The following is a 21,479-nucleotide window of genomic DNA, read 5'->3' on the forward strand; positions in this document are numbered from 1 at the left end:
AGACGCAGCTGGCCAATGCCTCATCTGTAATGAGACAAATAACCCTGATGCCTTAACTAAAGTGAGATTGCCTTAACTGTAATGAGACAGGACAAGGGCAGAGGAGAATTGCGTCACTTTAGATAAGCCAGGACAGCAGCGCCCCTTCCGGAGCCCAGATTCACTTTACTTGACATAATGTAGATTATCGGCGCAATATCACTATTTCTGAAAGTGGCAGATTTCAGGGGTTTCTGCCCTCTGGATGCCTATGTAGGAGAATCACAGCTCTACTGAGTGTGCGACAAAATTTCCTTGATGACCTCGGTCTTGGCGTCGGCGTAGACATTCATGTCAGCCCAGTCACGCCGTAGCAACATTTGCTTGGTTGACTCGTAGAGCCCTCGATCATTGTCGCTGCGACGGAGCTGGTCCCGGAACCGTAGCTTTTCTGCTGCATCCGGCTCACCGGCTTCGTTCACGTGAATGTGCACGTCCTTGGCGGGTGTCCTTAACAGGCGATGCCCTGGTTCTCGCACACGCAATTCGTATCCGGCAGAAATCAATTGCTTGACATAATGTTCCTCGTCTGTGATGTCAGGAACGGTGACCAGAATGTCGATAATGTCTTTTGCGGCTAAGCCAGGGACAGAGGTTGAGCCAACGTGGTCGATCGACACAAGATGCTCACCCAGCGAGGATTCAATCTTGTGCCGTTCTACCTCATAGCGCACCGGCCAAGACTGGTCATAGGGCAGGAGCTCGAGCTTGCGGTGTTCCACTCCCCCTACTAATTCCACGTCCGTGACGTCTTCCCGTTGTCTGGGGCGGACGGCGCGCATGAGTAGCCCCACGCCACCTAAGAATTCGGTCGTGTGGAATTTTGCGGCGGTCTCAACAGTACGAAATCCCCATCGTTCATGCAGGTCTATGGAGGCCAAATTAGCCGCATTCACAACGTAGCAAGCCACCGCAGCCCGCTCCCAGATCCAGGCTAACCGCGCTTGTGTCAGGGCAATACCAATCCCCCGCCGCCGCCATTCGGGCTTCACGCTGACTCCGCCCAAATAGTGCCCAACCGGAGCCAACTCGTCCGCCTGCGCCCAGAAATGGGTTTTAGCCCAGCCAACAATGACCCCCTCAACACAGGCAACCACCACCAGCCGCGACTCATCCGAGATCGCCGCTGCGAGCGGGAGGAGGCCCACAGAATCCTGACCAGACTGCTCGTTGGTCTCAACTATTCGAGGGATATCGGCCACAACGGCTTGGCGAATGACCAGTTGCCCGGGCGCCAGAGCGTCACCGAGTGACTTCTCATCCGGTTCATAGTTGACGAAGTTTCCTTCGGGGCGGGGCATCTGACTCAAGGGTCCCTCAGGCGTCAACATAAGCCGCCAGATGCTGGCCTGTCAGCGTCTCTTTCGAGGCCACCAACGCAGCCGGCGTGCCCTCGAAAACCACTGTGCCGCCGTCGTGCCCGGCCCCAGGTCCAATATCAATGATCCAGTCCGCATGGGCCATGACGGCTTGGTGATGTTCAATCACAATCACCGATTTCCCTGACTCAACCAGCCGATCCAGCAGCCCCAGGAGCTTCTCGACGTCGGCCAAGTGCAGGCCTGTGGTTGGTTCGTCCAAAACGTAAATGCCGCCCTTCTCCCCCAGGTGCGTGGCCAGTTTGATGCGCTGGCGCTCACCGCCGGAGAGGGTGGTGAGCGGCTGACCCAGCTTGAGGTAACCAAGTCCGACGTCGGACAGGCGGCTGACGATCTTATCCGCGGCAGGTAGTCTAGCCTCCCCTTCGCGGAAATACTCCAGCGCCTGATCCACGGACATGTTCAGCACCTCGCTGATGTTTTTTCCGCCCAAATGGTATTCCAGGACGGCTGCTTGGAAGCGGCGCCCCTCGCACTCCTCGCAAACGGTGGAGACACCCGCCATCATGCCCAGATCCGTGTAGATGACCCCGGCACCGTTGCAGGTAGGGCAGGCACCCTCGGAATTGGCGCTGAACAAGGCCGGCTTGACGCCATTGGCCTTAGCGAAAGCCTTGCGGATGGGCTCCAGTAGGCCCGTGTAGGTGGCCGGATTACTGCGCCGAGATCCGCGGATGGCACCCTGATCTACGGTGACCACGCCTTCGCGCCCGGAAACGGAACCATGGATCAGCGAGCTCTTGCCGGAACCGGCCACGCCCGTGATCACCGTCAGCACGCCCAGCGGAATGTCGACGTTCACATTCTTCAAGTTGTTCTCATTGGCGCCGCGCACCTCGAGGGCAGCTGTTGGCGTCCGGAAAGAATCCTTAAGCGACGTCCGGTCATCGAGATGCTTGCCGGTCAGGGTGCCGCTGGCTCGCAGGCCAGCGATGGTGCCCTCGTAGACAACCTCCCCACCGGCGGAGCCAGCCAAGGGACCCAGATCCACCACGTGATCGGCAATGGTGATGGCTTCGGGCTTATGCTCAACGACCAATACCGTGTTGCCTTTGTCGCGCAACTGCAGCAGCAGCTGGTTCATTCGGGCAATGTCATGTGGGTGCAGACCGATGGTCGGCTCGTCAAAAACGTAGGTGATGTCGGTCAGCGATGACCCCAGATGGCGGATCATCTTGGTCCGCTGAGCCTCACCGCCGGACAGGGTGCCGGACGGGCGGTCCAGGGAAAGGTAGCCGAGTCCAATATCCACGAACGAATCCAGGGACTCCCCCAGCGATTCCAGCAGCGGACCCACCGACGGCTGATCTAAGGACCGCACCCACACGGCAAGATCGCTGATTTGCATGGCACACGCATCGGCGATGCTGACGCCGTCGATCATGGAATTGCGCGCATGCTCGGCCAAACGCGTTCCTTCGCACTCGGGGCAGGTGGTAAAGACGACGGCACGCTCCACGAAGGCGCGGATGTGTGGCTGCATGGCGTCCACGTCCTTGCTCAGCATGGATTTTTGCATCTTGGGAATGATGCCCTCGTAGGTCAGGTTGATGCCCTCAACCTTGATCTTGACCGGTTCCTTGTAGAGCAGATCGTGCAGTTCCTTTTTGGTGAACTTGCCGAGCTTCTTGTCCATGTCGAAGAATCCGGAGCCGGCAAAGATGCGCCCGTACCAGCCATCCATGCTGTAGTTGGGTACGGTGATGGCCCCCTCGGACAACGATTTTTCGGCGTCGAACAGCGCGGCTAAGTTGAAGTCGTTGACCTTGCCCATGCCCTCGCAGCGCGGACACATGCCGCCGGTGATGGAGAAGCTGCGGCGCTCCTTGACCTTCTCCCCCGCCCGCTCGATGGTCACGGCACCGGCACCGGAGATCGAGGCGACATTGAACGAATACGCCTGAGGAGAGCCAATGTGGGGCTGCGCCAGCCGGCTAAAGACGATCCGAAGCATGGCGTTGGCATCGGTTACTGTGCCCACGGTGGAGCGCGGATTGGCGCCCATCCGCTCCTGGTCGACCAAAATGGCCGTGGTCAGCCCCTCTAGGACGTCGACGTCGGGGCGCGCCAGTGTTGGCATGAAACCCTGGACAAACGCGCTGTAGGTTTCATTGATCATCCGCTGCGATTCGGCGGCGATAGTGCCGAAGACAAGCGAGCTTTTACCCGAACCGGAGACGCCTGTGAACACCGTGAGACGGCGCTTGGGAATCTCGACGCTGATGTTCTTGAGGTTGTTGACTCGAGCACCCTGCACGCGGATCAAATCATGGGTGTCAGCGGAGTGCTTCTCGGCAGCCTGCGCTGTCAGGTCCTGGCTCATCCTGGCTCTTCTCTCTAGGGCTTCCCGCTTGCGCGGTCGCTGTCCACTGTAGCGCCAACGGCTACTTCCGGAGTGAGAATTCGTTCTTCAATCCTGCTCAATTACGCTACGGGCCGGAGTAACTCACTCCCCCACCTATGAGAATGCCCGGACCAAATTCTTGGCCCGGGCATTCTCATAATTCTTGATCCCTTGCTGGCTTCTGCCGACTGTTACGAAACGGGCTGCGCTTCGGCTGGCTTCTCGATAACGAACAGCTCGCAACGGGCGTTGTAGTACTTCTTCGTGGAACCTTGGTGTTCCATGCCAATGCGGCGGCACACGCTCTGGGAAGCTTCGTTGGCGGGGTTGGTCACGGCCACTACTTGCTCCAAACCGGAGGCAAAGGCGTGCTCGAGCACTGCCGTAGCTGCCTCTGAGGCAAAGCCGCTCCCCCAATGATCCGGGTGGAAGTGCCAGCCAATTTCGACGTCGTCCGAGGCTTGCAGCGGTTCCTCGCCTGAAGCGGGAATCGGTTTGAGCAGCAGCGCACCCACGGGCAGGCCATCTTCTTTGCGTGTCACGGCCCAAATGCCGTGGACAGGGTGTTCTCCGACCTCCATGAAACGGCGGACTCGCTCCACCGCTTCGGAACGACTTTCCATCACGGCCGGCTCGGTCCCGATGAAGCGCTGAACCACCCAGCGGGAGTAAAGATCGAAGACAAAATCGACGTCGGATTCCTCCCAAGGGCGCAGGGCAAGGCGTTCGGTTTTGATGTGAACTGTCATAAAAGCATTATGCACGTTTCAATAGAGCGACGGGCTTGGCCCACGGATTCCCGGGCGAGCCCCGCCGTAACAAAAGTTTCCACGGGAGCCAGCTACGCCTCCTGGGAGTGCTATCCGTTGATGGATAAACCAGCAGCCGACCGGGAGATCCCCCAATAGCAGCGTTCGTGGGAGCTTCTCGGATATCAGCTCTTGTCTCCGCTCAGTTCTGCAGCCAAGTCTTTGACGCGGACGTGGATATCGTCGCGCACCAGCCGCATCCGCTCCATGCCGTCAATGCCACGTAGGGAGGGTTCATCGGTGTCCCAGTGACGCATCTCGATACCGGGGATTTGATCCACTACGGCTTCGCTACCGAGCGTGATGATGAGATCGACGTCGGCGAGCATCTCCGCGGTGATGGACTTGGTGTGTTCCCCGGAGATGTCGATCCCTAATTCTGCCAAGGATTCTACCGATTGGGCGTTGAGCACGGCGCCGGGTGTGGTCCCAGCCGTATAAACGGTAACGGTGCCTCCTGTGAGGTGGCGCATGAGTCCGCCGGCCATCTGGGACTTACCGCCGTTCTTCACACACACGAACAGGACTCCTGCATTGTTCCTCATCATAAGGGGATCTTCCTTCAGTCCGTGCCGGTCGAGGAGCGGCTCTGGGGTGGCGCAGCACGATGATGCTGGCTCGACTGCTTCCGTGGCGTCTGCAGCAGGAGTGTCGGCGCTGCCGCCGAGGCCTGTGGAGCAGACACCGGTTTCCGGCAGGTCAAGGTGGACCTGATTGGCTGCTTCCCGGTCTCCAGCCAAGGCAGCGACGATGGATCGGACTTGCTCATATCCAGTGGAGAGCAAGAAGGTAGGAGCGCGTCCGTAGGACTTCATCCCGGCAATCTAGAAGTCCCTATCCGGGTGGGCCAGGACACTCGCGCCGTGGGCTGGGACGGTGCCGCAAGAGTGGAATTCGGGATCGATCAAAGGGCCCAAGTCCCGAGGAGCTTCCACGATTGGATCAAGCTCCAAACGGATTTCACGCAAGATCTCCAGATCGGGCCGGAATCCGGTGGCGGGGATCAACAGGTCCACATCCAGTGTCACGTCCCCGTCCGGTGTTGTGCCGGTGACCGCCAAGCCATCACTAACGCTGAAGGAGGTGGTGGTGAAGGAAGTATGCAGTTCGATATGCCCATCCTCAACAAGGCCGCGAAGGCGCGTACCGAGTTGTCCGCGGGCTGGCAATCCGTCAAGGTCTCCTCCGCCGTAGAGACGCGAGGCGTCGGCGCCGCGGACTGCCCAGCTAACCCGGGTTCCTGGTTCATTTTTGACCAGCTGGCCCAGGGCGAGCAACGTATTTGCTGCTGAATGGCCAGCTCCGATGACCATGATGTGCTTGCCTGCGAACAGTGCACGGTCAGCTCCAGTAATATCCGGCAAGGGCTCAGTGATGAGTCCGGCCATCATGGCTTCAGCTTCACCCGGAGCTGGCAGCCCGGCCTGGCCGAGCGGGTTGGGGTGCGCCCAGGTGCCGGAAGTGTCCACCACTGCGCGCACCTGGTGATCGCGCACCGTCCCGTCGGCGGTTTCGACCCGCACTAAAAAGGGCCGCTCGTTGCGATCCCGGGAGTGCGATTTATCCATCCCGACCCGACTCACAGCCGTCACCTTGGCGGAGGTGCGCAGAGCAGCATTGATGGCAGGCACCGCAGCCAACGGCTTGAGGTACTTCTCCACGAGCTCGGCACCGTAGGGCAAGGAGGTGAGCCGGGGTTCACTCCAGCCGGTGGGTTCGAGCAGGCGGCGGGAGGCGGGATCAATATTGTGCCGCCACGGAGAAAACAATCGAATGTGTCCCCACTGGCGAATGGCCGAACCCACGTCCGCACCCTTTTCAAAGATGATAGGCGTGATGCCGCGTTCGATCAGGTTCGCTGCCGTGGCCAGACCCACCGGGCCTGCACCGATGATGGCAACTGGTAGATCATTTCGTCGTTCCGTCATGTCCGTGGTCCTCCTCAAGCGTTTCACTGCGAGTTGTGTGAGTGTGGGGTTAGCTGGCCAGAAGCTCGGCGATGAGGGTCTGGATGCGGGCCTTGATGTCATCGCGGATGGGACGGACAGAGTCAACACCTTGCCCGGCTGGGTCCTCAAGTTCCCAGTCTTCGTAGCGCTTTCCCGGGAAGATCGGGCAGCTATCGCCGCAACCCATGGTGATCACGACGTCGGACTCCCGGACAGCGTCCGTGGTGAGGACCTTGGGGATCTCAGTGGACATGTCGATGCCCTCCTCTGCCATCGCGGCCACGGCTGCGGGGTTGACCGAATCAGCTGGTGCGGATCCAGCGGAGCGGACCTCTATGGCCCCGTCGGAGAGGGAGGTGAGGTAGGCGGCGGCCATCTGGGAGCGTCCGGCGTTGTGCACGCAGACGAACAGAACGGAGGGCTTCTTAGTGGTTTCGGTGATGCTCATGGATCGACGCTCCTTGAAGTAAATGTAGGGATGGCGGGGCAAACAGATCGCGGTTAGTGGGTGAAGAATCGTTTGCGTGCCCACAGGGCCACATAGACCAAAGCGACCAGCACGGGGACTTCAATCAGTGGGCCGACAACACCCGCCAGAGCTTGGCCACTGGTGACGCCAAAGGTCCCGATCGCCACAGCTATGGCGAGCTCGAAGTTATTTCCGGAGGCAGTGAACGCCAGCGTGGTGGTTTTCGCGTAGCCGAGGTTGAGGGCTCTGCCAATCACCATGCTGACTCCGAAGACGACGATGAAGTAGACCAGCAGCGGTAACGCGATTCGGGCTACGTCCAGCGGATTGGAGGTGATGGAATCGCCTTGGAGTGCGAACAGCAGCACGATCGTGAACAGGAGCCCGTAGAGGGCCCAAGGCCCAAGCTTGGGCAGGAATTTTCCTTCGTACCAGTCACGGCCCTTGGCCTTTTCGCCAAGGGTGCGGGTCAGGTAACCCGCCAACAACGGTATGCCGAGGAAAATCAGCACCGAGGCGGTGATGGCCCAAAAGGAGAAGTCAGCAGACGTCGTCGGAAGTCCCAACAAGCCGGGCAGCACCTGAAGATAGAACCAGCCCAGTGCGCCGAAAGCGAAGACCTGAAACACGGAGTTGATCAGCACCAGCACCGTGGCTGCCTCGCGGTCGCCGCAGGCCAAGTCATTCCAGATCATGACCATGGCAATACAGCGTGCCAGACCAACAATGATCAGCCCCGTGCGGTACTCGGGCAGATCCGGAACAAAGATCCAGGCCAGGGCAAACATGAATGCCGGAGCCGCTACCCAGTTGATGATCAACGAGGTGATCAGTAACGTCCGGTCCGCCAGCACTTTGCCGGTTTCGTTGTAGCGAACCTTCGCCAGCACCGGGTACATCATGACCAACAGACCAATGGCAATAGGCAGCGAGACACTGCCAATCTTCACTGCGTCCAAGGCAGTGTTCAGGCCCGGAACAAACTTGCCCAGCAACAGACCAATGGCCATGGCAGCGATAATCCACACCGGCAGGAACCGGTCCAAGGTGGAGAGCTTAGCGACCACGACAGCCTCGCCAGCGATGGGTGGTGTCCTGATCTGGGTACTCACAAGGGTCCTTGCCGATTCTGCATTAGATTGACGGTTGTCGATATAGAAAGTATCGACCGCTATATCGATAAATGTCAATCTAAGGGCATAATGGGTGCATGACCACTGCATTAACGCTGAAGACAGATACTGCTCAGCTCTGTTGCGAGCCCGGCGGCCAACCCGCGCTGTCCTCTGCGGCGGCGCAGGAATCTGCCCGGATCCTCAAGGCTCTCTCTGATCCAAATCGCCTGCGGCTGCTCTCCATTGTCAAAGCGGGCGACGGCGGCGAAGCCTGCGTATGTGACCTCACCGAACCGCTGGACTTGGGCCAACCCACCGTCTCGCACCACTTGAAAATTCTGGTGGATGCAGGCCTTTTGGAGCGGGAAAAGCGCGGCACATGGGCCTACTACTCTCTGGTTCCAGGCGCACTCGAGCGGGCTGCCGCGCTTATCACCGGACTGTAACCGCTCACCCGGGTTCAGCTCCAGAGGGCCCGGTCTTAGATGCGTTGACGCTATCGAGATGTTGACGCTACCGGGATACCGTGCGGCGAGCTCCATATCGCCGGTGATCTCAATATTGGTGTCCCGCCATGCTGAGCGTTTCGTTCCCCAATCGGGAAATATGATGGCCCTGTGCCGTGATGCGGGCTGCAGGCGTACGGGCCCGTGAGCGAACGGACGAATCCGAGCATCACCTCACGCTCGACCCACGAGCCTAAGCATCCAGAAGCTGACGCAACACGTACTGCAGGATGCCCCCGTGAACGTAATACGCTTCCTCGGCGGGAGTGTCGATGCGCAGGGCGGTCGCGATTTCTCGGGTGACTCCCCCGGATTCAACCCTGACAATCACCTCGCGCGGGAGCGGGTTCGCCCCGGCAAGGCCCACGATGGAGTACGTTTCAAAGCCCGTCAACCCCAGCGATGTGGCAGATTCGCCGTCCTTGAACTGCAGCGGCAGCACGCCCATGCCAATCAGGTTGGAGCGGTGGATGCGCTCAAACGAGGTGGCCAGCACCGCCTTGACGCCCAGCAGCATGGTGCCCTTGGCCGCCCAGTCGCGGGAAGAGCCCGAGCCGTAGTCGGTGCCGGCGATGACCACCAGCGGCGTGCCCGCAGCCAGGTACGCGGTGGAGGCGTCGAAGATCGTCTCCACCTCCCCCTCGGCAGAGCGCTTGGTAAAGCCGCCCTCCACGCCTGGCACCAGCTGGTTGCGCAGCCGGATGTTGGCGAAGGTGCCGCGGATCATCACGTTGTGGTTTCCACGGCGGGAGCCGTAGGAGTTGAAGTCGGCCCGGGCCACGCCGTTCTCCAGCAGATATTCACCTGCCGGAGACGACGCACGGATATTGCCGGCCGGGGAGATGTGGTCGGTGGTGACCGAATCTCCCAGCAGCGCCAGCACGCGGGCACCCTCAATGTCGGTGACGGGCGCCGGTTCGCGCTCCATGCCGTCAAAGTAGGGTGGCTTGCGCACATAGGTGGAGTCGTCGGACCAGGCGAACATGTCGCCCTCGGGCACCTCCATGCCACGCCAGTTCTCATCGCCGTGGTAGACATCCGCGTAGCCGTCCGTGAACATGTGCGCCTCGAGGCTGGCGTCAACCACTTCCTTGATCTCCGCCGTCGTGGGCCAAAGGTCCTTCAGAAACACCGGTTCCTCGGCGGCGGAGGTGCCCAAGGGGTCCCGGAGCAGATCCACGTGCATGCTGCCTGCGAGCGCGTACGCGATGACCAGGGGCGGGGAGGCGAGGAAGTTCATCTTGACTTCGGGGTGGATGCGGCCCTCGAAGTTGCGGTTGCCGGAGAGCACGGCGGAGACGTTCAGGTCATTGCCATTGACGGCGGCGCTGACCTCGGGGATGAGCGGGCCGGAGTTGCCGATGCAGGTGGTGCAGCCGTAACCCACCAGGCTGAAGCCGATCTTGTCCAAATATGGGCTGAGCCCGGCCCGGTCGAGGTAGTCGGTGACGACGCGTGAGCCCGGGGCCAGTGTGGTCTTGACCCAGGGCTTGCGGTCCAGGCCCAGCTCCACGGCCTTCTTCGCCAGCAGCCCTGCTCCGATCATGACCGACGGGTTGGAGGTGTTGGTGCAGGAGGTGATGGCGGCGATGACTATGTCGCCGTGGTCCAGGCTCATCTGTGCCCCGTCAAGGATGAACGACGCCGGGTCGCTGGGCCAGTCGAGCCCGTCACCTGCGTCTTCATCACCGCTGTCCGCGTAGACGTGCGGTGGCTCGTCGCGCGGGATTCGGGTGCTGATGGCCACGGGGTCACTCGCCGGGAAGGACTCATCCCCGGCATCGTCGAGCCCGCCGGCCATGACGGCAACATCCTGGCTCTCCCCTGCGAGCAGTCCTCGGACCGCACGGGTGGCGCTGCGCAGCGGGATCCTATCCTGCGGGCGCTTGGGCCCGGCGATGGAGGTCTCCACCGTGGAGAGATCTAGTTCCACGATCTGGGAGTAGTCCGGGGTGTGGTTGGGGTCGTGCCAGATCCCCTGCTCCTTGGCGTAGGCCTCCACCAGTGCGATCTGGTGTTCGGAGCGGCCGGTGAGGCGCATGTAGCCCAGGGTTTCCTGGTCGATCGGGAAGATGGCGCAGGTTGAGCCGTACTCGGGGCTCATATTGCCCAGGGTGGCACGGTTGGCCAACGGCACATTGGCAACGCCGGGGCCGAAGAAGTCCACGAACTTCCCCACCACCCGCGTCTTGCGCAGCAGTTCGGCGACGGTCAGGACCAGGTCGGTGGCGGTGGTGCCCTCTGGCAGCTCACCGGTGAGCTTGAAGCCCACCACCTGTGGGACCAGCATGCTCATCGGCTGGCCCAACATGGCAGCCTCAGCCTCAATGCCACCCACACCCCAGCCCAACACGCCCAAGCCATTCACCATGGGCGTGTGCGAGTCAGTGCCCACGAGAGTGTCGGGATAAGCCTGCGCCACGCCGTCGACCGTTCTTGTGAACACCACCCGGGAGAGGTACTCAAGGTTGACCTGGTGGCAGATGCCGGTGTCTGGCGGAACCACCAGGAAGTCGGCGAACGATTGCTGGGCCCAGCGCAGCAGCTCATACCGTTCCTTGTTGCGGTGGAATTCAAACTCGGAGTTGCGGGTCACAGCGTCGGGCCGGTTGAAAACATCGGCAATGACGGAGTGGTCAATGACCAGCTCCCCGGGAATGAGCGGGTTAATCTTGGTGGGATCCCCGCCCAAATCAGCCATGGCGTCGCGCATGGCCACCAGATCAACCACGCAGGGGACACCGGTGAAGTCCTGCATCAACACGCGCGCCGGGGTGTACTGGATCTCCTTGCTGGCCTCAGCTGCAGGGTCCCACTCCCCCACGGCACGCACCTGATCCGCGGTGACCAGGCGCCCATCCTCATTGCGGAGCAGGTTCTCCAGCAGGATCTTCAGGCTGTACGGCAGCCGTTCCGACCCCGGCACGGCATCAAGCCGGTAAATCTCATAGCGCTCGCCGTCAACCACGAGCTCACTGCGCGCATCGAAACTATTCGAAGACATGTCTATCCCCTTAGTCGAACCAACCCTTTATGCCACCATGGCCCCGAATAGCGCAGAAGGCAAGAGTGCAGCGAGTCTCCTTAGCCGCTCTCACGAGTCCCTGTCGGGATCTGCAGCATCGTCTGCGTGGTTCTTCAGCGTGGGCGCAGGCCCACTCGGCTGCGCGGGCACGTCACTGCGGGCTTGACCGTCCTTCATGAAAGTGATCCGGATGTCGCTGCCCCACTCGAGGAACGACCCCACCGAAGGGTCTTGGGCGGTCACCCAGAACAGCCCGGGCCATGTGCGCGAATGGAGCCCCTGCCCGTCAGGATCACCGCTGGAGAGAAGCAGCCCAAGGTTCGCCGCCATCTCTTCTGCAATATGCACAGGCTGACCCACGAGATCAGGAACAGCCACCGTTCTGCGTTGAACCATCTGCGCATCTCCCATCGGTCATAACAGCGAGCACGGTGAACCCGGTCCTTAGCTTCCCCCAGAATAGCCCCGGTGGGTTGGGTAGGGCCCTGCGGCGAGTCATGGGCCGCGCACCCTAAAGGCACGCGCATCACTCATTGCTTGGCACAATAGGAACGGGGATCGACACAGGGCCTCCTCATTGGCAGAGACATCAGCAGAGACAATCATCAGACCCAGGAGCGCGCGGCATGACAGTGCACGGTACGGATATGCAGGGTTTCACCTTGTTAGAGAGCAATGAATTCGATGCAGCCGGGGTAGGTAGGGTAGCCGGGGTTGTCGGGGGCGGCAATGTCTGAGCCACTGACCATCGATGACTCCTACCTGCGCGCCACCGTTGCCGCCATCCTGGCCGCCGATGAACTGCCCGCCATAGTGCAGGCCGGCCACCCCGTACTACGCGCCCGGGCCCTACCCTTCACCGGCCAACTCACTGCGACGGAACTGGCCCGGCTTATCGAGATCATGACGGCCACCATGCACGCAGCGCCGGGCGTGGGACTGGCCGCCCCGCAAATCGGCATTCCACTGCAACTCGCCGTGCTCGAAGATATGTTCGAAGTTTCTCCTGAGAACGCCGCTGCCCGCGATCGCGAACCTTTGGAACACTTCACGATCATCAACCCGCACTACGAGCCACTGGGCCCGAAGCTGGCCTCGCATTATGAGGGCTGCCTGTCCATGTCAGGCTGGCAGGCGGTTGTTGACCGGCCCGCCGCCGTTGCCTTGAGGTACGACGACGAACACGGCACCGCGCGCACCCGCCAGTTCTCGGGGTGGCAGGCACGCATTGTCCAGCACGAGGCCGACCACTTGTTCGGCACCCTCTATATAGACAAGGCCCACACGCGTTCACTGGCCAGTAACGCACAGTACAGCGAGCACTGGGCTAATCCCGACATCGTCGCCGCGAAGGCGGGCCTTCGCTTCTGAGTTGGTGACCCGCAGCTGCCCAGCCTCAACTGCTCTGCCTGCGAGCGCCTAAGATGATTGCATGGAAATCTCTGCTGTCAATGCCCTGTTGTGCCCTCATTGCGGATCGGAGTTCTCCACCCCGGCCGCTGGCGCTGCGTCTCTGGCATGCACTGCCGGTCACAGCTTTGACATTGCCCGGCAGGGATATCTGAACTTACTGACAGGTCACGGGACCAAATTTGTCCCCGATACAGCAGCAATGGTCTCCGCCCGCGATTCCTTCCTTGACGCCGGGCACTATGAACCGCTTGCCTTAGCGCTCGCAGAGAAGGTTAAGGAACTCATAGCTGGCGCAGGCCTAAATGCCGTTCCCCTGATTGTCGACGCCGGCACCGGCACCGGCTACTACCTCCAGCATGTACTGGCCGGATGTAATGAGGGCCACGGGGAGACCCAGGATCCTGGGATGGCGCCTGCGGTGACTGCCGTGGGTATGGACATCTCCAAGTTCGCGCTACGCCGGGCGGCCCGGCGCAACCCGGCCGCCTTGAACATTGTGTGGGACCTGTGGCGTGAGCTACCGCTGGGAGCCGGCACGGCCGACGTCGTACTTGTGGTCTTTGCGCCGCGCAACGCCAGCGAATTTGCGCGCATCCTCAAACCGGGCGGCACCCTCATCGTGGTCACCCCGCTGGCGAGCCACCTGGCCGAGATTGCCCAAGAGGCCGGCCTGCTGGGCATTCAAGAGGACAAGGAAGCTGCGCTGAAGCATTCCCTTGAGGACCACTTCACACCGGCGGGTAGTCGCGAGCTACTGGTACCTCTGCGTCTTGGGCCAGCAGACATTGGCAACGTTGCCCTCATGGGACCGGCTGGTCATCACCTGGACGAAGTTGAGCTCGGCGAGCGTCTGGCTCAGCTACCTGTTACCACTGAAGCAACGGCTGCGTTCCGGATTTCTACCTTCACGGCCCGCCAGCACTAGAGTTCCGGCTCTAACGGTGAGGCTCGGGCAGCTCTACCTTGACGGCGCGCTGGCTCTTAGCGTGCAGGTCCACTCGCAGCCAGCGCAGCGTCACCTGAGTCAACGGGCCCACACCCAAGGCGAAGGCAGCGGTGCCGGCACCCACTACGCCACCTAGCAGGAAGCCAACCACCACAACTGTCAGCTCGATACCGGTGCGGATGAGCCACACAGGGCGACCGGTGACGCGCACCAGCCCGGTCATCAGACCGTCACGTGGCCCCGGACCCAGACCAGCACCAATGTACAGCGCTGTTGCGAAAGCGAGCATGAACAAACCTGCGGCAAAGGACAAGGTCTGCAGGGCGAGGTGGTCGGCCTGCGGAATCAGGGCTAGCCCCACATCAGCAAAGACGCCCACCAGGATGGCGTTGGCGATGGTGCCTATTCCCGGACGCTGCCTCAGCGGTATCCAGAACAGCAGCACCACAGCGCTGATAATGATGGTGCACAGCCCAAAGGAAATACCCACTGCGCGAGACAGTCCCTGGGCGAAGACGTCCCATGGTGAGGCGCCAATGTTTCCTCTGATCATCAACGCGATGGCAATGCCGTACAGGACGAGCCCTACGAAGAGTCGAACGAACCGCACGGAGAGGTTTTGGGTGGTGATCACAGACGTGAAGAACTGGCGCATGAGTCCATCATTAGTGAAAGTGGCCTTACAACATAGATCCAATTCAACTAATGTGGCCCTATGAACACTTTTGTCACTGGACGCAGGCTGGCGCGCGAACTCGGTGAATGGCGCAGTAATGCCCCCGCCTACCGGTCCCTCGCCGAACGCATCAGGGTCCTTTTGATGGATGGGCGGCTCTCCAGTGGCGCCAAGCTCCCTGCCGAACGCGAACTGAGCCAGGCCCTAGACCTAAGCCGAACCACCGTCGCGGCCGCATACTCAAAGCTGCGCGAGGACGGCTTTCTGGACAGTGTCCGTGGATCTGGCAGCACCCTGCGCTTGCCCGGCCGCGAACGCGGCGAACACAGCCTGCACCCCGGCATCGCCTTGGACTTCACGAAGGCCACAACACCCGCCTATCCCGGCCTCCAATCCGCCTACGCCACGGCACTGAGCGCACTGCCCTGCTACCTCTCCCACGACGGCTTTGACATGGTGGGCTTGCCGGATCTGCGCGAAGCCATCGCGCAAAGCTTTAGCGATCGAGGGCTGCCCACCAGCGCAGATCAAATCATGGTTACAGTAGGCGCCCAACATGCATTGAATCTTGTGGCGAAGACCCTGTACTCCCCCGGCGAACGCATCCTCGTTGAACAGCCCACCTACCCCCACGCCCTAGACACCTTCACCTCCTTGGGCGCTCGCATTCTGGCATTTCCGGTACGACAGGAAACTGGCTGGGATTTGCAGCAAGCACTCTTGCAAATTCGCCGCGCCGCCCCCAGCATGGCCTACCTGATGCCGGACTTCCACAACCCCACCGGATTGAGCATGTCCGTGGCCGACCGCGAATACTTGGCCGCAGCAGCTGACAGGGAAGGAACGGTCTTGGTAGTGGATGAAACCACGGCGCTACTGGACATCAACCGTGGTCCACTGCCACCCATGGCATCCTTCTCCCCCAACATCATCACGTTGGGGTCCTTGGGAAAGATCGCGTGGGGCGGGCTGCGGCTCGGTTGGATCAGAAGCTCTCGGGAAATGCAGGCTCGACTCCTACGCAACCGTCCCGCCGTCGATCTTGGCACCCCGCTGATGGAACAGCTGGCAGCCCTTGCCCTCATGAACGATCTGCCGTCCATGGCTGCAAGTCGCAGCCTAGACTTGCGGCGCGGCCGCGACACGCTGGTGCAATTGCTCCGTGAGTACATGCCGCAATGGCAGGTGGACGTCCCTGAAGGCGGCCTGTCTTTGTGGATCAACACCGAAACCATGTCCAGCTCCGCGCTGGCTCTCACCGCCCGTGCGCAAGGGCTGGGTCTGGTGCCCGGACCCCGGTTCGGCATTGACGGTGCCTTTGAGCGGCATTTGCGGCTGCCCTTTTGCTATAGCAACGAGCAATTACGTGACGGTGTGCAGATCCTGAGCTCGCTGTCTGGACAGGTTGGTTCGGAACCGCCAAGAATGCCCCTTCAAGCAGTAATCTAGCCGGAAGTTTTCAGCTCGACGTAGTAGGGTCATAGATACGAAATAAGTCCTAAGGGGGACTCAATGCTCGAATGGATCAATGACTTCGGCTGGATCATCTGGCTGACGGTTTTCCTGCTTCTGGCTGTCGCTGAAATGCTGACGTTGAATCTGTATTTCATCTTGATGTCCGTAGGAGCACTCGCCGCACTTGTGGCATTCCTGTTTGGCGCTGAGCTCTGGTTGCAGATTGTCATCTTCTGCGTCGTTGCCCTGGCCACAACAGTTCTCATTAGGCCGCTGGCCATGAGCCACCTGCATCGTGGCCCCGCCGACCAACTCTCCAACGTAGAGCGCCTCATTGGTCACTCTGCGGTAGTCCTGGAAACAGTTGGCACCGGCGGCGGACTGGTCAAAATTGGTGGAGACATCTGGACTGCCAGGATTTCCGGGGGTGCCGATATTCCTGTGGGCGCCACGGTTGAAGTTGCCGCCATTGACGGGGCAACAGCCATCATCAAACACCCGTCCGCGCACAAGGCCAGTGGAACACCCGGGACACCAGCAACAACAGCCTAAGCACTTCATGCGCTGGGTACACCGCGGCTGCGCGGTGTACCCATGCGCAGATACAGGATTCTTAACATAGAAAAGAGGGGATTTGATGGGAGACGGAGCCGGCGCAATAGTGTGGCTGTTTGTAATTCTTGTCCTACTGATATTTGTCGTCATTGTCCTGGTGCGCTCGGTGCGCATCATTCCGCAGGCTCGCGCCGGTGTGGTGGAGCGTCTGGGTAAGTACCAGCGCACACTCAATCCTGGCCTGACCATTTTGATCCCGTTTGTGGATCGTCTGTTGCCGCTGCTGGATCTGCGTGAGCAAGTTGTATCGTTCCCGCCGCAGCCGGTTATTACCGAAGACAACCTGGTGGTCTCCATTGACACCGTGGTCTACTTCCAGGTCACCGATCCCCGTGCGGCAACGTACGAGATCGCCAACTACATCCAAGCTGTTGAGCAGCTGACCACCACCACCTTGCGTAACGTTGTGGGTGGCTTGAACTTGGAAGAGGCGCTGACCTCACGTGACCAGATCAACGGTCAGCTCCGTGGCGTGCTCGATGAGGCCACCGGCCGCTGGGGAATCCGCGTTAGTCGTGTTGAGCTCAAGGCCATTGATCCGCCCCTGTCTATCCAGGACTCGATGGAGAAGCAGATGCGCGCAGAGCGTGACCGCCGTGCAGCTATTCTGACCGCGGAAGGCACCAAGCAGTCAGCTATTTTGACTGCTGAAGGTGAACGCCAGTCCTCTATCTTGAAGGCGGAGGGTGACGCTAAAGCGGCCATCTTGCGTGCCGATGGTGAATCTCAGGCCATCCAGAAGGTCTTCTCAGCTATCCACAAGGGCAACCCGACGCAGAAACTGCTGGCCTACCAGTACCTGCAGACACTGCCCAAGATCGCTTCCGGAACCTCCAACAAGCTGTGGATCATCCCCAGTGAAGTGGGCGAGGCTTTGAAGGGAATCGGCAACGTTTTGGGGACCAGTTCACCTGACTCGGACGAGACGCACGATCCTCTCGCAGGCGCCGGGCAATAACCCGGCACCTGCCAACACCACCAACTGCATAGTCCACGCGGCCAATCACGTATAATGGGTGATTGGCCGCGTGGCGTTTGCCCGGCCGGAGTTTTAGCATCACAGATGTCAGGGCAGGAACAACTGGCGGATGTGGCGCGTTGAAACAACAGTAATCAATTTGAGGGAGAAGTCATGAGCGATCGCAGCTTGCGTGGCATGCGTCTGGGCGCACAAAGCATGGAAACTGAATCAGGTGTGGAGCCGGCTCCCCGCCAGCGTGTGGAGTACCGCTGCGCCGATGGCGAGCAGGTGTTCGTCACATTCTCATCCGAGGCTGAAATCCCGGCCACGTGGATGTCCAAAACCGGCAAGGAAGCCCTGCTGGTCAACGGCGAGGCCCCCGATACCTCCAACGACAAGCCTGTCCGCACCCACTGGGACATGCTGCTGGAACGCCGCAGCCTTCCCGAGCTGGAAGTGATCTTGGCCGACCGACTGACCGTCCTGCGCGAAAAGCGCGGCGAAAAAGTCTAAGCGAAACAGTTCAGGCATGAGCTTTAGACCATACGGTTTAGCTCATACGGTTTGGCTCATGCACCGAACTGCAAAGAACGCCCTTGGGAAGATTCCCAGGGGCGTTCTTTGATTAATGGCTTCTTTGATTAATGGCTTCGGGCTCATGGGCTCGAGCAGGTCTCTGCACCAACTTCTGCTGCGGCTTGCCCGTACAGCTACCCACGTCACCGGCCAGGAACGGCTTAAGTACTGTGTTCTGAGGTACGCGGCAGAAGCATAGTGTTTAGAAGATTGGCGTTACTTGTTGCGGCCGGTCAGCTTGTTCCAACGGGCGCTCAAGCCCCACTTGGTGACATTGACCATGGCTTCTTGGACGATGTTGCCGCTCATCTTGGAGGCGCCGAATTCGCGTTCCACGAACGTGATGGGAACTTCCACCACTTTCATGCCCTTTTGGCAGACGCGCCACAACATGTCGACCTGGAAGCCGTAGCCCACAGATTCAACCGCGCTGAAGTCCAACGCCTCAAGGGTGGTGCGGCGGAAAGCCCGATAGCCACCGGTGACGTCGCGGATGGAGATCCCCAAGATGACCCTTGAGTAGAGGCTGCCACAGGTGGAGATCAGTTTGCGGTGCAGCGGCCAGTTGACTACTTTGCCGCCGGGAACCCAACGTGAACCCAGCACCAAGTCTGCGCCTTGATCAATGGCATCCAACAACAACGGCAGCTGCTCGGGCTGGTGGGAGCCGTCGGCGTCCATCTCCACGAGCACGTCATACCCTTCGGCCAGGCCCCACGTGAAGCCAGCCAGATAAGCGGCACCGAGCCCTTCTTTACCGGCGCGGTGGAGAACATGAACCTGGGAGTCGTTGGCTGCGAACTCATCGGCCCACTGGCCAGTGCCATCGGGGCTGTTATCGTCAGCAACCAGCACGTCCGAATGCGGCACAGCAGCCCGCAGACGGGCCAGCGTCTTGGGCAACGACTCGATCTCGTTGTATGTGGGAATGATCGTCAGGACACGCAACAATTGGTGCCTTTCCGTAAAGATAGTCAAGGTGGAGGACGCTACCAACACTTCCGCCCGGGCCGGCACTGGAATTCTCCTCACAGTGACCCGGCAGATAGCGCCAAGAATCCATTATAGGCGAGGGCGCGGAGCAAAAGATAAGCCCACACGCCTTCGGACCAAAGCCGATCTGCGCAAAGGCGCAGAACAGCTCTGTTTTCTACTGGCGCGTGAGCTTATCTCCAAAGTGTCGGCGGAGGTGTAAGACATCCATACCGACCGGAAGCCTCCCAGAGGAGGTTCTCCACTCCCCTAAAACTAATTGCCTCCGGCAGGACTGTCAACATGGCCCTGACCTGCGCTGATGCCTATCAGTGCAGGTCAGAACAGTGAAGGCGAGGACAATCTTTTTCCTGTTAGGCAGCATCCTTACAACCCTGCCAGCGCGGATGAGCGCTCAACAAGACGCACAACAAGAACAGAGCTTAAGGCGTGGGATCCGCCACATCGAAGTCAGCGGCAGCATACAGTTCCCGTCCTTGGTGGACCGTCTGGAGACAACGCGGGTCACTGCCAGTGTCCAGGGCTGGAAGCAACGGAGTACGCGCCCGCGGATCCGTGGACCACGACTGCACGCGCTCATCGGCCACCTGGACCATGAGCTGCTCCACATCCCAAATGGCGAAGCTTGCCGGCGCACCCGGGCCCAGCTGGCCCATGAACGGGTTCTCGGTCTTTGCTGCTCGCCAGCCAGCGCGGGTGTGCCCAATAAAGGCAGCCCGTGCTGAGACCCTCGCAGCGGGGTTGTGGTGGTTCAGTGCAGCCCTAACGCTGGCCCAAGGGTTCAGGGGCGTCACCGGAGTATCTGAGCCAAAGCAGAGCGGAACACCGGCCGCATAGAACCGACCCAAGGGATTCAGATCGCTGGCGCGCTCAGCTCCCAAGCGGCGCGCATACATACCCTCAGCACCTCCCCACTGTGCATCGAAGGCAGGCTGAACAGAAACCGTCACGGAGTACTTCGCAAGGGCGTCCATGGCTGCGGCGTCGACCATTTCTGCATGTTCGAGACGGTGCCCGGCGGCTCTGATCTGATCGACGCCTACCCGCTGGGCAGCACGCTCGAGGCCTTGCACGGCGATCTCCATGGCTCCGTCGCCAATCACATGGAAGCCCCCGGTCAGCCCCAGCTCTGAGGTGGCAGCAAAGTGGTCGGCCACCTGCTCTACCGTGAGGTGGGCTGTGCCGTAGTTTTCAGGGGCGTCGGCGTAGGGTTGGCGCAGCAAGGCCGAGCGTGAGCCCAGGGAGCCATCAATGTTGATGTCGCCAGCAAGGCCTAAAACAGCGACGCCGAGACTTGCCATCACTGCACGGGCCTCATCGGCGCTGGAAACCAACTGCCCCCAGTAAGGCAGCACTTCAGGAAGCGCCTCGGTGGCGTCGCTGGCACCCAGCGCCACGAGAGCTGCCAGGTCTGCGGGTGAACCCACATGAGGGGCAGCCATCTCGGCCAAGGCCACATAACCGTTCGCGGCCGCGTGCCGAAGCGCATTACGCTGAACGGACTCACGACGCTCTGGCGTGAGATTACGGGCCGCATCACGTGCGGCAATATGGGCAGCGCCGCTGACCAAGCCGTCACCGTCCCAACCAGCCAAGCCGGCCAGCGAGCACCGCTGGGCTAGAGTGGCGGAAACGAGCCCGGAGTGCACATCTACGCGGGCCAGATAAACCTCTCCCCCGCCCGTGGCGTTATCCAGCTCGACTGCACTGGGCAAGCGTGTGTCTTGCCACAGTGAGTTATCCCAGCCATGACCCAGCAGCACTCCGGCATTCGCGGCTCCGTCAGTCGCGGACGCCGATGCTGCGGCGACCAACTCCAGGACCTCTCTGGCAGAACCGGCCCCGGAAAGATCCACTGAGTTCATCGCCAAACCGGTCTCGGTGATGTGCGTGTGTGAATCAACGAACCCCGGTGTTACCAAAGCCCCTGCCAAGTTCACTTCCCGCATACGCGAATCCAGCAGCGAAGTGGCAGCGTGTTCGGAGCCCACCCAAGCCACCACGTCGCCATCTACCAGCATGGCCGTGGCCAGCGGGTCTACAGAGCTGTATACCGAACCGTTGCGGTACAGGGTTAAAGACATGGCTTTATGGTCCTTTCACAATGTCCAACCTGGACAAAATTCAATAAAAATAATCCAACAAAAATCGTGACGCTTCGGGCCTCGGCATTTCGGCACGGTGACCCTCGGATCGGAGGTGGACGCCC

At 60.6% G+C, this 21,479-nt stretch carries 19 protein-coding genes; 7 read left to right on the forward strand and 12 right to left on the reverse strand.

Annotation, left to right across the window (positions count from 1 at the left end):
* Window positions 1-269 precede the first annotated feature (269 nt).
* The 7 genes from AB0O97_RS10145 to arsB form a co-directional block, all read right to left on the reverse strand.
* Window positions 270-1,340, reverse strand: coding sequence for a bifunctional GNAT family N-acetyltransferase/GrpB family protein (locus AB0O97_RS10145; RefSeq protein WP_363882300.1), 1,071 nt, complete (start codon window positions 1,338-1,340; stop codon window positions 270-272).
* A 16-nt stretch (window positions 1,341-1,356) separates the two neighbouring features.
* On the reverse strand, window positions 1,357-3,741 hold the full coding sequence (locus AB0O97_RS10150) for an excinuclease ABC subunit UvrA (protein ID WP_363882176.1): 2,385 nt from the start codon (window positions 3,739-3,741) through the stop codon (window positions 1,357-1,359).
* A 212-nt stretch (window positions 3,742-3,953) separates the two neighbouring features.
* The gene (locus tag AB0O97_RS10155) at window positions 3,954-4,511 is read right to left on the reverse strand and encodes a GNAT family N-acetyltransferase (RefSeq protein ID WP_363840668.1); all 558 of its coding nucleotides are present in this window, start codon (window positions 4,509-4,511) and stop codon (window positions 3,954-3,956) included.
* Window positions 4,512-4,696: 185 nt separating this feature from the next.
* Complete coding sequence (locus tag AB0O97_RS10160) at window positions 4,697-5,386, reverse strand: hypothetical protein (protein ID WP_363882178.1); 690 nt, start codon at window positions 5,384-5,386, stop codon at window positions 4,697-4,699.
* Between the two features lie 9 nt (window positions 5,387-5,395).
* On the reverse strand, window positions 5,396-6,499 hold the full coding sequence (locus tag AB0O97_RS10165) for an FAD-dependent oxidoreductase (protein ID WP_363882180.1): 1,104 nt from the start codon (window positions 6,497-6,499) through the stop codon (window positions 5,396-5,398).
* 49 nt (window positions 6,500-6,548) lie between these two features.
* Complete coding sequence (locus tag AB0O97_RS10170; protein ID WP_363882182.1) at window positions 6,549-6,968, reverse strand: arsenate reductase ArsC; 420 nt, start codon at window positions 6,966-6,968, stop codon at window positions 6,549-6,551.
* 53 nt (window positions 6,969-7,021) lie between these two features.
* Window positions 7,022-8,101 (reverse strand): ACR3 family arsenite efflux transporter, encoded by a 1,080-nt coding sequence (gene arsB, locus AB0O97_RS10175; RefSeq protein WP_363882183.1) that lies wholly within the window; start codon window positions 8,099-8,101, stop codon window positions 7,022-7,024.
* Between the two features lie 98 nt (window positions 8,102-8,199).
* On the opposite strand from arsB, the gene AB0O97_RS10180 reads away from it, so the two are divergent.
* A complete protein-coding gene (locus tag AB0O97_RS10180; RefSeq protein ID WP_363840656.1) occupies window positions 8,200-8,550 on the forward strand; it encodes a metalloregulator ArsR/SmtB family transcription factor in 351 nt (116 codons plus the stop codon).
* Window positions 8,551-8,803: 253 nt separating this feature from the next.
* On the opposite strand, the gene AB0O97_RS10185 is transcribed toward AB0O97_RS10180, so the two are convergent.
* Window positions 8,804-11,614: an aconitate hydratase gene (locus tag AB0O97_RS10185; protein ID WP_363882185.1), complete on the reverse strand. Its 2,811-nt coding sequence runs from the start codon at window positions 11,612-11,614 to the stop codon at window positions 8,804-8,806.
* Between the two features lie 90 nt (window positions 11,615-11,704).
* On the reverse strand, window positions 11,705-12,031 hold the full coding sequence (locus AB0O97_RS10190; protein WP_363840650.1) for a PASTA domain-containing protein: 327 nt from the start codon (window positions 12,029-12,031) through the stop codon (window positions 11,705-11,707).
* Window positions 12,032-12,364: 333 nt separating this feature from the next.
* Between AB0O97_RS10190 and AB0O97_RS10195 the strand changes: the two genes are divergently transcribed.
* Window positions 12,365-13,006, forward strand: coding sequence for a peptide deformylase (locus AB0O97_RS10195; protein WP_363882187.1), 642 nt, complete (start codon window positions 12,365-12,367; stop codon window positions 13,004-13,006).
* A gap of 61 nt (window positions 13,007-13,067) precedes the next feature.
* A complete protein-coding gene (locus AB0O97_RS10200) occupies window positions 13,068-13,973 on the forward strand; it encodes a putative RNA methyltransferase (RefSeq protein WP_363840644.1) in 906 nt (301 codons plus the stop codon).
* 10 nt (window positions 13,974-13,983) lie between these two features.
* Here AB0O97_RS10200 and AB0O97_RS10205 read toward each other — a convergent pair whose 3' ends face one another.
* Window positions 13,984-14,649 (reverse strand): hypothetical protein, encoded by a 666-nt coding sequence (locus tag AB0O97_RS10205; protein ID WP_363882189.1) that lies wholly within the window; start codon window positions 14,647-14,649, stop codon window positions 13,984-13,986.
* 60 nt (window positions 14,650-14,709) lie between these two features.
* Here AB0O97_RS10205 and AB0O97_RS10210 point away from each other — a divergent pair, with 60 nt between their 5' ends.
* The 4 genes from AB0O97_RS10210 to AB0O97_RS10225 all read left to right on the forward strand — a co-directional run bounded on the left by AB0O97_RS10210 (window position 14,710) and on the right by AB0O97_RS10225 (window position 18,214).
* The gene (locus tag AB0O97_RS10210) at window positions 14,710-16,119 is read left to right on the forward strand and encodes a PLP-dependent aminotransferase family protein (protein ID WP_363882191.1); all 1,410 of its coding nucleotides are present in this window, start codon (window positions 14,710-14,712) and stop codon (window positions 16,117-16,119) included.
* A 63-nt stretch (window positions 16,120-16,182) separates the two neighbouring features.
* Window positions 16,183-16,677, forward strand: a complete 495-nt coding sequence (locus AB0O97_RS10215) for an NfeD family protein (RefSeq protein WP_363882193.1) — start codon at window positions 16,183-16,185, stop codon at window positions 16,675-16,677.
* Between the two features lie 85 nt (window positions 16,678-16,762).
* Window positions 16,763-17,698 (forward strand): SPFH domain-containing protein, encoded by a 936-nt coding sequence (locus AB0O97_RS10220; protein WP_363840632.1) that lies wholly within the window; start codon window positions 16,763-16,765, stop codon window positions 17,696-17,698.
* A 174-nt stretch (window positions 17,699-17,872) separates the two neighbouring features.
* Entirely contained in the window at window positions 17,873-18,214 is a 342-nt protein-coding gene (locus tag AB0O97_RS10225) for an RNA polymerase-binding protein RbpA (protein ID WP_363840630.1), read from the forward strand.
* 279 nt (window positions 18,215-18,493) lie between these two features.
* Here the strand turns inward: AB0O97_RS10225 and AB0O97_RS10230 are convergent, their stop codons facing one another.
* Together AB0O97_RS10230 and AB0O97_RS10235 are read right to left on the reverse strand one after the other, a co-directional pair.
* The gene (locus AB0O97_RS10230) at window positions 18,494-19,225 is read right to left on the reverse strand and encodes a polyprenol monophosphomannose synthase (protein ID WP_363841420.1); all 732 of its coding nucleotides are present in this window, start codon (window positions 19,223-19,225) and stop codon (window positions 18,494-18,496) included.
* A gap of 467 nt (window positions 19,226-19,692) precedes the next feature.
* Window positions 19,693-21,354: an amidohydrolase family protein gene (locus AB0O97_RS10235; RefSeq protein ID WP_363840627.1), complete on the reverse strand. Its 1,662-nt coding sequence runs from the start codon at window positions 21,352-21,354 to the stop codon at window positions 19,693-19,695.
* Window positions 21,355-21,479 lie beyond the last annotated feature (125 nt).

This window comes from Specibacter sp. NPDC078692, assembly GCF_040686835.1.
Taxonomy (GTDB): domain Bacteria; phylum Actinomycetota; class Actinomycetes; order Actinomycetales; family Micrococcaceae; genus Specibacter.

Coding starts and splice junctions, on each gene's coding strand:
- AB0O97_RS10145 (WP_363882300.1), bottom strand. CDS start 1,340: ATGCCCCGCCCCGAAGGAAACTTCGTCAACTATGAACCGGATGAGAAG.
- AB0O97_RS10150 (WP_363882176.1), bottom strand. CDS start 3,741: ATGAGCCAGGACCTGACAGCGCAGGCTGCCGAGAAGCACTCCGCTGAC.
- AB0O97_RS10155 (WP_363840668.1), bottom strand. CDS start 4,511: ATGACAGTTCACATCAAAACCGAACGCCTTGCCCTGCGCCCTTGGGAG.
- AB0O97_RS10160 (WP_363882178.1), bottom strand. CDS start 5,386: ATGAAGTCCTACGGACGCGCTCCTACCTTCTTGCTCTCCACTGGATAT.
- AB0O97_RS10165 (WP_363882180.1), bottom strand. CDS start 6,499: ATGACGGAACGACGAAATGATCTACCAGTTGCCATCATCGGTGCAGGC.
- AB0O97_RS10170 (WP_363882182.1), bottom strand. CDS start 6,968: ATGAGCATCACCGAAACCACTAAGAAGCCCTCCGTTCTGTTCGTCTGC.
- AB0O97_RS10180 (WP_363840656.1), top strand. CDS start 8,200: ATGACCACTGCATTAACGCTGAAGACAGATACTGCTCAGCTCTGTTGC.
- AB0O97_RS10185 (WP_363882185.1), bottom strand. CDS start 11,614: ATGTCTTCGAATAGTTTCGATGCGCGCAGTGAGCTCGTGGTTGACGGC.
- AB0O97_RS10190 (WP_363840650.1), bottom strand. CDS start 12,031: ATGGTTCAACGCAGAACGGTGGCTGTTCCTGATCTCGTGGGTCAGCCT.
- AB0O97_RS10195 (WP_363882187.1), top strand. CDS start 12,365: ATGTCTGAGCCACTGACCATCGATGACTCCTACCTGCGCGCCACCGTT.
- AB0O97_RS10200 (WP_363840644.1), top strand. CDS start 13,068: ATGGAAATCTCTGCTGTCAATGCCCTGTTGTGCCCTCATTGCGGATCG.
- AB0O97_RS10205 (WP_363882189.1), bottom strand. CDS start 14,649: ATGCGCCAGTTCTTCACGTCTGTGATCACCACCCAAAACCTCTCCGTG.
- AB0O97_RS10210 (WP_363882191.1), top strand. CDS start 14,710: ATGAACACTTTTGTCACTGGACGCAGGCTGGCGCGCGAACTCGGTGAA.
- AB0O97_RS10215 (WP_363882193.1), top strand. CDS start 16,183: ATGCTCGAATGGATCAATGACTTCGGCTGGATCATCTGGCTGACGGTT.
- AB0O97_RS10220 (WP_363840632.1), top strand. CDS start 16,763: ATGGGAGACGGAGCCGGCGCAATAGTGTGGCTGTTTGTAATTCTTGTC.
- AB0O97_RS10225 (WP_363840630.1), top strand. CDS start 17,873: ATGAGCGATCGCAGCTTGCGTGGCATGCGTCTGGGCGCACAAAGCATG.
- AB0O97_RS10235 (WP_363840627.1), bottom strand. CDS start 21,354: ATGTCTTTAACCCTGTACCGCAACGGTTCGGTATACAGCTCTGTAGAC.